Annotated in this window: 15 protein-coding genes; 8 read left to right on the forward strand and 7 right to left on the reverse strand. The window is 42.3% G+C overall.

Features of this window, described 5'->3' with window-relative positions; genetic code table 11:
* Positions 1 to 17: 17 nt before the first annotated feature.
* On the reverse strand, positions 18 to 1484 hold the full coding sequence (gene atpD / locus SOI84_RS07880; RefSeq protein WP_320673987.1) for a F0F1 ATP synthase subunit beta: 1467 nt from the start codon (positions 1482 to 1484) through the stop codon (positions 18 to 20).
* Positions 1485 to 1714: 230 nt separating this feature from the next.
* Between atpD and groES the strand changes: the two genes are divergently transcribed.
* Together groES and groL are read left to right on the forward strand one after the other, a co-directional pair.
* The gene (groES, locus tag SOI84_RS07885) at positions 1715 to 2026 is read left to right on the forward strand and encodes a co-chaperone GroES (protein ID WP_320673988.1); all 312 of its coding nucleotides are present in this window, start codon (positions 1715 to 1717) and stop codon (positions 2024 to 2026) included.
* A 58-nt stretch (positions 2027 to 2084) separates the two neighbouring features.
* Positions 2085 to 3719 (forward strand): chaperonin GroEL, encoded by a 1635-nt coding sequence (gene groL / locus SOI84_RS07890; protein WP_320673989.1) that lies wholly within the window; start codon positions 2085 to 2087, stop codon positions 3717 to 3719.
* 209 nt (positions 3720 to 3928) lie between these two features.
* On the opposite strand, the gene secG is transcribed toward groL, so the two are convergent.
* Positions 3929 to 4159 (reverse strand): preprotein translocase subunit SecG, encoded by a 231-nt coding sequence (secG, locus tag SOI84_RS07895; RefSeq protein WP_320673990.1) that lies wholly within the window; start codon positions 4157 to 4159, stop codon positions 3929 to 3931.
* Positions 4160 to 4217: 58 nt separating this feature from the next.
* Complete coding sequence (gpmI, locus tag SOI84_RS07900; RefSeq protein ID WP_320673991.1) at positions 4218 to 5852, reverse strand: 2,3-bisphosphoglycerate-independent phosphoglycerate mutase; 1635 nt, start codon at positions 5850 to 5852, stop codon at positions 4218 to 4220.
* Positions 5853 to 5998: 146 nt separating this feature from the next.
* Here gpmI and pyrR point away from each other — a divergent pair, with 146 nt between their 5' ends.
* Positions 5999 to 6541, forward strand: a complete 543-nt coding sequence (gene pyrR, locus SOI84_RS07905) for a bifunctional pyr operon transcriptional regulator/uracil phosphoribosyltransferase PyrR (protein ID WP_320673992.1) — start codon at positions 5999 to 6001, stop codon at positions 6539 to 6541.
* A 27-nt stretch (positions 6542 to 6568) separates the two neighbouring features.
* On the opposite strand, the gene SOI84_RS07910 is transcribed toward pyrR, so the two are convergent.
* Positions 6569 to 8176, reverse strand: a complete 1608-nt coding sequence (locus SOI84_RS07910) for an Hsp70 family protein (protein WP_320673993.1) — start codon at positions 8174 to 8176, stop codon at positions 6569 to 6571.
* 47 nt (positions 8177 to 8223) lie between these two features.
* Here SOI84_RS07910 and SOI84_RS07915 point away from each other — a divergent pair, with 47 nt between their 5' ends.
* The 4 genes from SOI84_RS07915 (at position 8224) to SOI84_RS07930 (ending at position 9771) form a co-directional block, all read left to right on the forward strand.
* Entirely contained in the window at positions 8224 to 8508 is a 285-nt protein-coding gene (locus SOI84_RS07915) for a hypothetical protein (RefSeq protein WP_320673994.1), read from the forward strand.
* A gap of 47 nt (positions 8509 to 8555) precedes the next feature.
* The gene (locus tag SOI84_RS07920; RefSeq protein WP_320673995.1) at positions 8556 to 8783 is read left to right on the forward strand and encodes a DNA-directed RNA polymerase subunit omega; all 228 of its coding nucleotides are present in this window, start codon (positions 8556 to 8558) and stop codon (positions 8781 to 8783) included.
* Between the two features lie 4 nt (positions 8784 to 8787).
* Complete coding sequence (locus tag SOI84_RS07925) at positions 8788 to 9168, forward strand: DUF1818 family protein (protein ID WP_320673996.1); 381 nt, start codon at positions 8788 to 8790, stop codon at positions 9166 to 9168.
* A gap of 348 nt (positions 9169 to 9516) precedes the next feature.
* Positions 9517 to 9771, forward strand: a complete 255-nt coding sequence (locus SOI84_RS07930) for a DUF2811 domain-containing protein (RefSeq protein ID WP_414153634.1) — start codon at positions 9517 to 9519, stop codon at positions 9769 to 9771.
* Between the two features lie 107 nt (positions 9772 to 9878).
* Here SOI84_RS07930 and SOI84_RS07935 read toward each other — a convergent pair whose 3' ends face one another.
* From SOI84_RS07935 to SOI84_RS07945, 3 genes are all read right to left on the reverse strand, one after another.
* The gene (locus tag SOI84_RS07935; protein WP_320673998.1) at positions 9879 to 10349 is read right to left on the reverse strand and encodes an EVE domain-containing protein; all 471 of its coding nucleotides are present in this window, start codon (positions 10347 to 10349) and stop codon (positions 9879 to 9881) included.
* A 156-nt stretch (positions 10350 to 10505) separates the two neighbouring features.
* Entirely contained in the window at positions 10506 to 11123 is a 618-nt protein-coding gene (locus SOI84_RS07940; RefSeq protein ID WP_320673999.1) for a hypothetical protein, read from the reverse strand.
* Positions 11123 to 11620 (reverse strand): hypothetical protein, encoded by a 498-nt coding sequence (locus SOI84_RS07945; protein WP_320674000.1) that lies wholly within the window; start codon positions 11618 to 11620, stop codon positions 11123 to 11125. The genes SOI84_RS07940 and SOI84_RS07945 overlap by 1 nt, the downstream gene beginning before the upstream one ends.
* A 72-nt stretch (positions 11621 to 11692) precedes the next feature.
* Here SOI84_RS07945 and SOI84_RS07950 point away from each other — a divergent pair, with 72 nt between their 5' ends.
* A complete protein-coding gene (locus SOI84_RS07950; protein ID WP_320674001.1) occupies positions 11693 to 12034 on the forward strand; it encodes a hypothetical protein in 342 nt (113 codons plus the stop codon).
* Positions 12035 to 12036 lie beyond the last annotated feature (2 nt).

Below are 12036 nucleotides of genomic sequence, written 5' to 3' on the forward strand. Positions count from 1 at the left end.
ATTTGGAGTTTAGACCTTTAGCTTTTGGCCTCGGCATTCATTTTTTCAGCTTTTGCTTTTACTTCATCGATATTCCCAACGAGATAGAAAGCTTGCTCTGGAAGATGATCAAGCTCTCCTGCCAGGATCATGTTGAAGCCTGCAATTGTGTCTTCTAGTTTTACGTATTTACCAGCCATGCCAGTGAAGATCTCAGCTACAAAGAATGGTTGAGAAAGGAATTTCTCGATTTTCCGAGCTCTATCTACTGTTTTTCGGTCTTCCTCGGAAAGTTCATCAAGACCAAGGATCGCAATGATGTCTTGAAGCTCTTTGTAGCGTTGCAGTGTCGATTGAACAGCTCTAGCTGTCCGATAATGCTCATCTCCAACCACAGAGGGTTGAAGCATGGTGCTTGTTGAGTCCAGTGGATCCACGGCTGGATATATCCCCTTGGCGGCTAAGGCTCGAGCAAGCACTGTTGTTGCGTCTAAGTGAGCAAAAGTTGTTGCTGGAGCAGGGTCCGTCAAGTCATCTGCAGGAACGTATACAGCTTGGATAGATGTAATTGATCCTTCAAGGGTTGATGTGATCCTTTCTTGGAGTTCCCCTACATCTGTACCTAAGGTTGGCTGATAACCAACTGCTGATGGCATCCTCCCTAAGAGAGCGGATACCTCTGAACCAGCCTGAACAAAGCGGAAAATATTGTCGACAAAAAGCAAAACATCTTGCTTGTTCACATCTCTGAAGTGCTCAGCCATTGTGAGAGCTGATAGCCCTACTCGCATACGTGCTCCTGGAGGCTCATTCATTTGGCCAAAGCAAAGAGCAACTTTTGATTTAGTTAGGTCGTCAGCATTAATAACACCAGATTCTTTGAATTCTTCATATAAATCATTTCCTTCCCTGGTGCGTTCACCAACCCCTCCAAATACCGAAACACCACCATGCTCTTTCGCAATATTGTTAATTAGTTCTTGAATTAATACAGTTTTCCCAACACCAGCTCCTCCAAAGAGTCCTACTTTGCCTCCCTGTCGATAGGGAGCTAAGAGGTCAATGACCTTGATGCCAGTTTCAAAGACTTTGGGCTTAGTTTCCAGTTCAGTAAGTTTAGGTGCTGGGCGATGAATTGGGGCAGTAGAAGATGTGGTTACAGGTCCCTGCTCATCAACAGGTTCGCCAAGGACATTGAAGATTCGCCCTAGTGTTGCTTCTCCTACAGGGACGGATATTGGAGCGCCAGTATCAAGAGCTTCCATACCTCGTACTAATCCGTCAGTTCCGCTCATGGCTACGGCACGGACTCTGTGATCACCTAGTAATTGTTGGACTTCAGCAGTTAGTGCAACGTTTTGCCCTGCTGGATTAGTACCTTCTATTCGTAGTGCATTTAGGATCTGAGGAAGCTTGCCTGCAGGGAATTCCACGTCCAGAACCGGGCCAATCACCTGGCGAACAACACCCTTTGTGCCGGCGGAAGCGGTAGCAGCAGCAGCCATAAGAAAATTAAAAAACGATAGATTGCGCTTAATTAGCGCATGCCTTTCAAGAGCCGCGCAAGATTACCACCGCAAGGTACAAGCTTGCTAAAGGTACGGTCACCCGCACAGGTCGGCTATGGTCGCCCAGCTGTTGTAGGACATAGGTTGGCGGTCTTCGGTGTTGAGTGCTAACTCGCTCCCGTTGGCGGCGTTTAAGCGCCCAAGTTGTTGCTCTTTAATCCCCCCCTATGGCTGCTGTTTCTCTCAGCGTCTCCACTGTTAAGCCACTTGGAGACCGCATTTTTGTAAAAGTATCTGAATCTGAGGAGAAGACTGCTGGAGGCATTCTTTTGCCTGATACTGCTAAGGAAAAGCCTCAGGTTGGTGAGGTTGCACAGGTTGGTCCAGGCAAAAGAAATGATGATGGTTCTCGCCAGTCTCCAGAGGTTGGAATTGGCGACAAGGTTCTTTACAGCAAGTATGCAGGAACTGACATCAAGCTTGGTCGTGATGAGTATGTTCTTTTGTCAGAAAAAGACATCTTGGCTGTAGTTAATTGATCTTCTGACTTCACTTAACTTTTAAACTTTTTCCCTTTACTTAAACAATTGCCTAACTATGGCTAAACGCATTATTTACAACGAGCAAGCCCGTCGCGCACTTGAGCGAGGTATTGACATTCTTGCTGAATCGGTAGCAGTTACCCTTGGCCCTAAGGGGAGGAATGTTGTCTTAGAAAAGAAATTTGGTGCTCCTCAAATTATTAATGATGGTGTAACCATTGCCAAAGAAATTGAGCTAGAAGATCACATTGAAAATACTGGTGTGGCTTTGATTCGCCAGGCTGCTTCTAAGACCAATGATGCTGCAGGAGATGGAACGACTACTGCAACAGTTTTAGCTCATGCAATGGTTAAGGCAGGACTGAGAAATGTTGCTGCTGGCGCTAATGCAATCACCTTGAAGAAAGGTATTGATAAGGCAACTGAATTTTTGGTTAAAAAGATAGAAGAGAATTCAAAACCAATCAGTGATAGCAACGCAATCGCACAATGTGGAACTATTGCTGCAGGTAATGATGAAGAAGTTGGCAAGATGATTGCTGACGCTATGGATAAGGTGGGGAAAGAGGGTGTGATTTCTCTTGAAGAGGGTAAGTCGATGACAACTGAATTAGAAGTTACTGAGGGTATGAGATTTGATAAGGGTTATATCTCACCTTATTTCGCAACTGATACTGAAAGAATGGAAGCAGTTCTTGATGAGCCATACATCCTTCTTACTGATAAGAAAATTGGTTTAGTTCAGGACCTGGTCCCAGTCCTTGAGCAAATTGCGCGTACTGGTAAACCACTTCTGATTATTGCTGAAGATATTGAGAAGGAGGCTTTAGCTACCTTGGTAGTTAATCGTTTACGAGGCGTCCTGAATGTTGCTGCAGTTAAGGCCCCAGGTTTTGGAGATCGTCGTAAGGCAATGCTGGAAGACATGGCAGTCTTAACAAATGGTCAACTCATTACTGAAGATGCTGGCCTTAAACTTGAAAATGCCAAGTTGGAGATGATGGGCACAGCTAGGCGTGTAACCATTAATAAAGACACCACAACTATTGTTGCTGAGGGTAATGAGGTTGCAGTTAATGCTCGTTGTGAGCAGATAAAAAAACAGATGGATGAGACTGACTCTACTTATGACAAAGAGAAGCTTCAGGAACGTTTAGCAAAGCTTGCTGGAGGAGTGGCTGTCGTCAAAGTCGGAGCTGCAACTGAAACAGAAATGAAGGATAAGAAGCTTCGTCTTGAAGATGCTATTAACGCTACAAAGGCTGCTGTTGAAGAAGGCATTGTTCCTGGAGGTGGTACTACCCTTGCGCATTTAGCTCCAGAGCTCCAGAAATGGTCTGAAAAATCTCTTTCTGGCGAAGAGTTGATAGGGGCAAATATTGTTGAAGCTGCGCTTACTGCTCCATTAATGCGTATCGCAGAGAATGCTGGTGCAAACGGTGCTGTTGTTGCTGAGAATGTAAAAAGTAAGCCTGTAAGTGATGGCTATAACGCTGCGACAGGTGACTATGTAGATATGCTTGTTGCGGGAATAGTTGATCCCGCAAAGGTGACACGTTCTGGACTTCAAAATGCATCATCAATAGCCGGTATGGTTCTTACTACCGAGTGCATAGTTGCTGATTTGCCTGAGAAGAAAGAAGCTGCTCCTGCTGGAGGAGCAGGTATGGGAGGCGATTTTGATTATTGATGAGTTTCTCTCATCAATAAAAGATAAAAAATATAAGGACCGGTTTTTCGCCGGTCCTTTTTTATTCATTCACCCTCAATTAGGAAAATCAGGAGTCAAATGTTTGCTGGGTATTTTTTTAGCTAAGCTATTAAGTTTACAGAAAAAGTATATTTCTTTCTAAGATTTAAGTGAGGATTTTTTAAGCATTATGAGTCGTAAAGGGTTTTCTAGCTTAGCCATCCTGCGCTGAGGATTATTGCTAGGCTCAGGAAAATAGCCAAAAATATCCAGGTGACTCTATTTAGGGTTGCTTCCGCACTGCTGGCGCTTGTAAACATTGTACTTCCACTAGCAGCTAGTCCGCCCATGCCATCACCTTTTGGGCTGTGAAGTAAAACTAATAAGATTAGGAGCACTCCAGATGCTGCCCATACCCAGGTAAGAATTGAAGTAATCATAATGAATTAATTTTATCAATCATTGGTTTGCTTTGCCTGAGAGACAAACATGTTTTATTCAGACTGGCTGAGCTAATTTAGGGTTAATTGTTACTGTAGGACTAATTTCAATTAGTGAGAGTCCTGTCATCTCAACTGGTTTTGGTAGTCCTAGAAGTTGAAGGATTGTTGGAGCAATATCTGCTAACCCTCCACCGGTCCTTAATTGAATTGAATTGCCTTGCCCTATGACTTTTCTTTTTTCTCCTTCAATAAGGATTGCTGGAACAGGATTTGTAGTATGTGCAGTCCATGCTTGACCGTCAGGCCCTTCCATAAGCTCTGCATTTCCATGGTCAGCAGTAATTAATAATGCTCCACTCATTTTCCCCGTTGAATCCAATAGTCTTCCAAGACATTTATCGACAGTAGAGATAGCTTGTTGTGTTGCGCCCATAATGCCTGTATGTCCAACCATATCTGGGTTTGCATAATTAATCACCACTAGAGAATAAAGTCCACTTTCAATTGCTTTGGTGCAGCTATCTGTAAGGGCTTCTGCAGACATGGCTGGTGATAAGTCATATGTAGCGACTCGCGGAGAAGGAACCAGGTGTCTGTCTTCTCCTTCCAGAGGTTGTTCGATCCCGCCATTTAAGAAATATGTTACATGCGGGTATTTTTCTGTTTCTGCTGTCCTGTATTGACGAAGCCCATGTTCAGAGATGACTTGACCGAGAAGGTTCTCGAGAGGGTCTGGAGGGAATACGACATCAACATTTAGGTTTGGTTCATACTGGGTGAATGTGACGATGTTGAGTGCAGGTTGGGAATCACGAGGAAATGCAGAAAAGCTTTCAGCTGTTAGGGCTTGTAAAAGTTGTCGAGCACGATCTGGACGAAAATTGAATATCACCAGTCCATCTCCATCTTCAAGAGAGTCTTTTGAGAGCTTTATAGGCTCAATAAATTCGTCTGTAACTCCTTCTGCATAGCTTTTCTCTAGCAATTCTTTAGGAGATTCATCTTTAACAGTTATTTGAGGATTTGTGAGTAGATTGTATGCCTTTTGCGTTCTCTCCCATCGATGATCACGGTCCATTGCCCAATACCTACCACACATGCTTGCTAATTTGCCTACTCCTGTTAGAGCAATTACTTCTTGAATTTGCTCAAGATAATAGGCAGAACTTTTTGTTGGAGTATCGCGGCCATCAGTGATGGCATGGACAATAACTTTTTGGAGACCGGTTGCACTAGCCCATTTCAATAGACCGCAAAGATGATTGAGATGACTATGTACTCCACCATCTGAACAGAGTCCTAAAAGATGCAAGGTTTTGCCGGATCGCCTTAATTTTCTTGCAAGATTGGAAAGTGCTTTCGTTTCACCTAGTCTTTGATTTTCTACAGTTTTTGTAATTCTTACCAATTCTTGCTGAATTATTCTCCCAGCCCCGATGGTTAAGTGCCCTACCTCAGAGTTGCCCATTTGTTCTTCTGGCAGGCCTACGTCTTCTCCACTTGCTTGGATAAGAGTGTGTGGGTAGGCCTGCCACAAGGAATCCATTATTGGAGTATTGGCAGTCTTAATTGCATTGTGATCGGAGTTTTCGCTGTAACCCCAGCCATCAAGAATCGCCAATACAACAGGCGCTACTTGCTCGGAACTTATTGATCTCCTGAGCTGATTTTGGGCATTTTGATCAGCCAAGCTTCCTTGATGTGCTGTTTCTAATTATCAAACTACTTCTTTTGGGGCCTTAGATATGGAATTGTTTTCACTTCTGTCAGGTTTTGCGCATCCTTTGCTTTTGCCTAAGAAAGGATGCGCATAAAATTTCCTTGAGGGGACTAAAAATGCCTGAGGAAAACAGAGAAGCAAGAGTCGAGATACTTTCCTCAGAAGAGTTGGGAAGAACTCTTGCGCGTCTTGCTTCCCAAGTCTTTGAGACAGTAACTGATAGTAAGGAACTAATTTTGTTGGGTATTCCAACTAGAGGAATTCATCTCTCAAGAGTTTTAGCTTTGCAGCTTGAGAAACTTACGGGCCATAAGATAGATCAAGGTAGTGTTGATCCAACTTTTCATCGGGATGACATTGGCAGAATCGGCAAAAGGATGGCTCAACCCAATGATTTACCTCCAACAATAGAAGGTAGGCAGATTGTTTTAGTAGATGATGTGATTTTTACCGGTCGAACAATAAGAGCATCTTTGGAAGCATTGCAGGCTTGGGGAAGGCCAAAGAGGATTATGTTGCTTGTAATGGTTGATAGGGGCCATAGGGAAGTACCTGTTCAGCCGGATTTCTGTGGTCGAATAGTCCCTACTCGTAGGACCGAAAATATTGAATTGCGCCTTAAAGATTTAGATGAAGAAGAAGGGGTCTATCTTTGTTGAAAGAAACACTTATAGAAGTTTTGGAGATCATCGCACTGTAGATAGGTATTTGGGGCCAATCTTCTTCCCAGTACGTAAGTCTTCCCCTTCTAGTATTAATTTCGCTTCTTCGTTGATTCTGAACTGAAGCTTTAGGCAATCTTCGCCAGGTTGGGCATTAGGGTTCAGAGATAGAGAGATTGCTTCTTTTGGCAAAGCAGAAATAAGAGGTTCATCTGAGAGTGATTTAATTCTTGGCATTCCTTTGTTATAAATAACTTCATGGCTTCCTTGGTTCTCGGGTTCCCCAAGAAGAATCTCTAGATTTGATTGATTTAGATGGCTCGCCGCAAGAACTATCTCTAGATTCTTAGTGGTTGGCCAAGTTTGACCTCTTACAAATAAAGGATGCCATATATGTTTTTCACTTCGTTGTTCCCAAATACGAAGTGAAATACCTCGCTGAAGTACATCTCTTACTTGAACACCTGGTGTTAGTCCCAAGGCTCCAATTGCCACAGCCTGAATAGGTGGAGGGGTAATTAATGGGGCTGGCTTTGTAGTGTTTTTTAACCATTCTTTTAGGACAAGAACCCTTGATCCTCCTCCAACGGCAATCACCCCATGAATGTTATTAAGATTGCATCCATTTCGTCTACCACCAGCAAGTGTTTCTTCTAGAAGTTTACTTAAAGTAGTGAGTAATTCTTTTCTGACTAGTAACTCATTAAGATCATTAATGTTGAGCTTTAGAGCAGTCCCTTTTAGTGTTTTTTTGTTCATAACTATTTCAGTAAGTATTTCCGAATTTTTAAGGTTTGAGTTGCTTAGACGGCATTTGAGTCTCTCTGCTCCATTTAGCAGGTCTTCGGAAAGAATGTTGTCTGGATATAGGTGATTTGCAATCCATCTATCTAGATCTCTACCTCCCAGACGAATCCCAGACTTCCCAAGAACTTTTGCGGTACGAATATTTTGTCGACTTTTGTCAAAGAGATCTTCTCCATTGAATCTAATTAACTCTGCAATTGGTGCGATTTTCCCTTCTCCCCCCTCAATTGCAACTAGAGAGATGTCTATTGTGCTTCCGCCAAAATCACAAACAAGAATTTTGGACCCATGAGGCATTCCTGCTCCTAAGGCAGCAGCCGTGGGCTCATCAACAATGGCAATTTCTTTCACAGGAAGCTGAGAACATACTTTGTTAAGCCAGGTTCTATATGCACGGTAGCTTTCTATGGGTGTAGTAAGAACGAGCCTTTTAACCTCAATGTTTTTTGGTAAATGCTTCCAAATCTCTTTTAAAAGTATTTCCCCTGATTGTTCTGGAGAAAGCAGTTTCTCCTTTTGTGATTCTTCATGAGGCTTTCCTATCCACCTTTTGAAATCTCTAAAAAGATGCGGATCATTTTGCCCATACAGTCCTGAAGAAATGATTTGATTCCCGACTAATAAGTTTGGAACACTGTTTGGGTTGTACCAAACAAGGCTAGGGATCTCACCCTTAATTCTAGAAATAGGTGGAATGTCAAGTAGGCGAGGCCGACTTTCGCTTTCTCCTTGGAATGCGACAACTGTTGTTGTATTCCCAAGGTCTATCGCAAGAGTGCCACTCTGCTTTGAAATCTGAAGCTTTTCCTCTGTCCTTGGTGACATGCTCACGAGTATTGCCAGGTTGTGTTTGTAAGAAGTTAGTTGTGATTATGGATAAGCTTCAACAGCTTGTTTTTTCCTTTTACAGAGAGAATCTAAATATTCAGGAACAACTTGAACCACTACGTTATTGCAGGATGACTAGGAGTTGGGGAACTATACGTGTTGAATGCTTGGATGTTGAGCATTTGGAGGTAGTAAGTGATTTAGTGGGCTATATAAGGCCGCCTTTGGCAGCTTTAGGTCTTGGTAGGAAGATTGTTTTGAGGTCACCTGGTTCCATTCAAAGGTCTTATCCCATCAAAATTCCTTTTCATAGTGATCTTCTCGCTTAAAAAGAAAGCCTCTGTCAATTAAAATAATTAAAAACAGGTGCTCCTAAGTGCTCAAAGCAAGTGTCGATTCACAGGATCTAGCAACCAGAGGTGAGAGCCTAATTCGGCATTCTCCTAATCGCTATCTCACTACTGTTCGGATAGCATTTCGAGCCAAGCAAAGGAGATTTGATGATTTTGATGGTCTTTTAGAGGAATCCAGTATCAAGCCAGTTCATAGAGCCATTGTTGAATTAAGTGATGAGCAGGATCAGCCAGATTTGCTTCCTGGCTAAATAAGTGATTCAAAATGAGGGCCCTGGTTGGCGAATATCTCGAGATTCAATGCGAGGGGAGTTCCAATTTTTAATTGGAGGTAATGGTTGGGCGTTTGAGCTTACAGAACCCGAGTGGTGTGTATTGGTGGCAATAATTTCCGAGCTAACGAGTCAACACAATCAACTTCAAGAGCAATTAATGCCTGAAGAGCTTGTTTCCTTAGAGATTGAGAAGGGAAGCTGGTGGGCTTCCTTAGATGGAGACACAAATGATTGGAGCCTCCAGATTGTTTTTCAGTCAACGGAATCCGGGGTTAGAGGTTTTGAGGCTCATTGGCCACAGCCATCGGCAAAAGCAGTTGCAGAAGCTGTGAGAACCATTTGGGATTCTCCTACTGATTAGCGAGACTTATTAATAGCTTGTTAACGATATTCCCCTGACTTTTACTTGTTATTGCACAGCTTTTCCACAGTTTATTACCTTCGCGGCCTTTTTATGGCTAGAACATGTGGAAAAAGGATCTAGAGAGTGTTTTCCTCTTGACTTAAATCATGAATTCATCCCTTTAGTGATGGATATGCAGCGCTATGCTCTAATTACTTTTTCAGCATTGGATTCTCATTTTGAGAATTGCTTAGATCAGTAAAATCACATCTACTTGACTGAGGGCAAGAGTTGTGAGGAACTAGTGTGACTTCAAGAGAAAAGAAGATGCAAAGTTCAGATGTAAGTCCTCTCACCAATGGACTAGTGAATGAAGCTCCATTAAATGTTTGCGAGGACTCAAATCAGCAAGTGAATGAAGGAGTTGTAAGCTTTCAGACAGAGTTGCCTGTTGCTTTGCAGTCTGCGATGGCAGCATTTATTGAACGCTATCCAAATTGGGATCAATACCGTTTAATCCAGGCTGCCCTTGCAGGGTTTTTGGTTCAAAATGGTGCGGTCTCCAGGTCAATTACCCGATTGTACGTAGGTAAAATGTTCTCTTGCGATTCTCTGGTGTAACCCTTTTTATTAACGGAACCATGAAGAATTTAGTAATACTTTCACTCTAATTATTGTGATATTGGTTAAGCGTAGTCTGATCTTTTTCTATTGAAGTGTATTAGCTTCTATATAACTCCACCTAACCTGCTAATGATTTCTATAGCGATTTTATTATGTATTGGCATTATAGAAAGCCTGTTACCTTTGCGGAGAAGAGTGAGTTGCTCAGCTGAATATGAAGCCCTTAGTTCTTCTATGGTTAATTTCTTTTCAAATTGGCAAATATAGCCCATGCGATTACAATCCCAACGGGGATTTTCTTGTGAGGATTTTGGGTCATAGTATTTTGCATTTGGGTCGAATTGTGTTGGATCAATTAAACCTGTTTCCAACACTTCCATAAGCCCAACTATTCCAGGAGGCTTGCAATTGGAATGATAAAAGAATGCTTTATCCCCTATGGACATTCTTCTCATAAAATTCCTTGCTTGGTAGTTACGAATTCCATCCCAAAGAGTTGAAACTTCTTCTTTTAGATGGTTAATGCCATACACCTCAGGCTCGCTCTTCATTAGCCAGTAGTTAATTTCAGTCATAGTCTGTAATCTTAGCGATACTTGATGGTTGGAATGGAGTTGGAATGAAGCCTCATTCTTCCATCTCTTTTCTTTACTCTATCTAATTTGGATTAGGTGGCTCAGCGTAAGCACCTGGAATTGACAAGAAGAACAAAGCTAGTAAGAAGTAGCGCATTAGATTTCCTTCGCGCGTCTTTGGCATACATCAACCTCGAAATATGCATCTTGATATTTATGGGAGGAGAGGTCTCTTACGGCCTTTAATTCCATATTGCAATTATCTGTATATCGAAAAAGTTTAAAGAAAGGATCTTTGCCTGAGAAGTCTCTCCAACTATCGAACTTTTTCTTATACCTTCTTTTGACAATTTCTACTGCTTGATTGACTGCTTTTAGTTTTTCATCTTCTTCTATCGCATTTTTGCTCCATGGATGATTCTCATTGCACGGGCCACCTTCGAAACGACTGCCTCCACAAATATCAAAGCTCCATGGTGACTTCTTAGGATCACCCTCATACAAAAGAATGTTTTCAATAGATCCAGAAAGTATTGGTTCTTTTCTCTGTTTATTTTTTTTGTAATCCCAAGGAATATATCCAAACTGAAAACCTTTTTTAGTTCTCCAATGACTACCTGATGTGGCACCACTACAAGTCTGAATAATCTTGTCTACAAAGCATTTCTCCTCTTTGCAAATCTGCATATAGCCTTCGCTATCTCCGCAACCTGCTTTCGCTGGTGACGGAATAAATACAAGGAGTGCTGTTAAGAATAAGAAGCTGCGCATCATTATTTCGATCTATACCAAATACAAATAAAGGCACCGTTGCTTAAAAGGTACTTAGTTTCCCCTCCAGCACTACCGATACGACAAGCAGCCTCTCTTCCTTCGGAGAGTTCTTTATAACTACCTTTCCATATTTCTTTTCCGTTAGAACTGATAGTGGCCTCATGGAATAAAGGGCGATCATCTGCTCCTCTAAAAACTCCATCCATTGACTCATCAGCCCGACTATCGTTTGTCCGAAAGGTAAATTCTGTGCCTGATCGAATGGGATTTACCGAAAACCATTGCTGACCCATATTGAAATGAGCGTTTAAGAGGCAAACATCGCTCAATTGGGGCTTTTCTTTAGAGAGTTTGTAGTCACATCCATAAACCATCGGCCCTGAATTGCTTGACGCAATTACAGGCGAAGCGGCGACTAGAGCTGAAAGCAGTAAACTTCGCAGCATTATCCAGAAATCACTTGGTCCTTTTTCAAAGGATATTGCGATGGCTGGCATAAGCCAGAGATTCAAGGCAAGTTGATGGTCCCCAAAAAAGCCTGCTCAAGAAAATCAGGTCTAATAAAAACAATGTGTATCCGCCGAAAAGGAGTGCTTCAACTGGAAAATCTCTTCGAGAGACTTGATGATCAAGAGCTTCGCCAATTAGCTTGGGTTTATATGAGAAGAGAAAGAACCACAGCCGATCAGCATCTACGAAACATTATTGGTGGCGAAATACTTCATAGACGTAATGAGAAAGTGTCGAAACTCAATAGAGACCTTTGGTTGTCTACACGTCGGGGGAAAGTAGTAGAAGCTATTAAGCGTCGTCTTGTCCGTTGGGGAGTTTGGAGTTCTTCTAAATCAAGGGAAGAAAAAACATCTAACCTTTTCTTTTCGCTAGTCAAAGCCTTTTTTACAGGGTCATGAGG

The sequence above is a fragment of the Prochlorococcus sp. MIT 1341 genome, assembly GCF_034092415.1.
Taxonomy (GTDB): Bacteria; Cyanobacteriota; Cyanobacteriia; order PCC-6307; family Cyanobiaceae; genus AG-363-P08.

What these genes read in the sequence shown, in the direction of transcription:
- atpD (WP_320673987.1), bottom strand. Translation starts at nt 1,484, where the DNA reads ATGGCTGCTGCTGCTACCGCTTCCGCCGGCACAAAGGGTGTTGTTCGC.
- SOI84_RS07945 (WP_320674000.1), bottom strand. Translation starts at nt 11,620, where the DNA reads ATGCCAGCCATCGCAATATCCTTTGAAAAAGGACCAAGTGATTTCTGG.
- SOI84_RS07935 (WP_320673998.1), bottom strand. Translation starts at nt 10,349, where the DNA reads ATGACTGAAATTAACTACTGGCTAATGAAGAGCGAGCCTGAGGTGTAT.
- groL (WP_320673989.1), top strand. Translation starts at nt 2,085, where the DNA reads ATGGCTAAACGCATTATTTACAACGAGCAAGCCCGTCGCGCACTTGAG.
- secG (WP_320673990.1), bottom strand. Translation starts at nt 4,159, where the DNA reads ATGATTACTTCAATTCTTACCTGGGTATGGGCAGCATCTGGAGTGCTC.
- SOI84_RS07950 (WP_320674001.1), top strand. Translation starts at nt 11,693, where the DNA reads ATGTGTATCCGCCGAAAAGGAGTGCTTCAACTGGAAAATCTCTTCGAG.
- groES (WP_320673988.1), top strand. Translation starts at nt 1,715, where the DNA reads ATGGCTGCTGTTTCTCTCAGCGTCTCCACTGTTAAGCCACTTGGAGAC.
- pyrR (WP_320673992.1), top strand. Translation starts at nt 5,999, where the DNA reads ATGCCTGAGGAAAACAGAGAAGCAAGAGTCGAGATACTTTCCTCAGAA.
- SOI84_RS07940 (WP_320673999.1), bottom strand. Translation starts at nt 11,123, where the DNA reads ATGATGCGCAGCTTCTTATTCTTAACAGCACTCCTTGTATTTATTCCG.
- SOI84_RS07915 (WP_320673994.1), top strand. Translation starts at nt 8,224, where the DNA reads ATGGATAAGCTTCAACAGCTTGTTTTTTCCTTTTACAGAGAGAATCTA.
- SOI84_RS07910 (WP_320673993.1), bottom strand. Translation starts at nt 8,176, where the DNA reads ATGTCACCAAGGACAGAGGAAAAGCTTCAGATTTCAAAGCAGAGTGGC.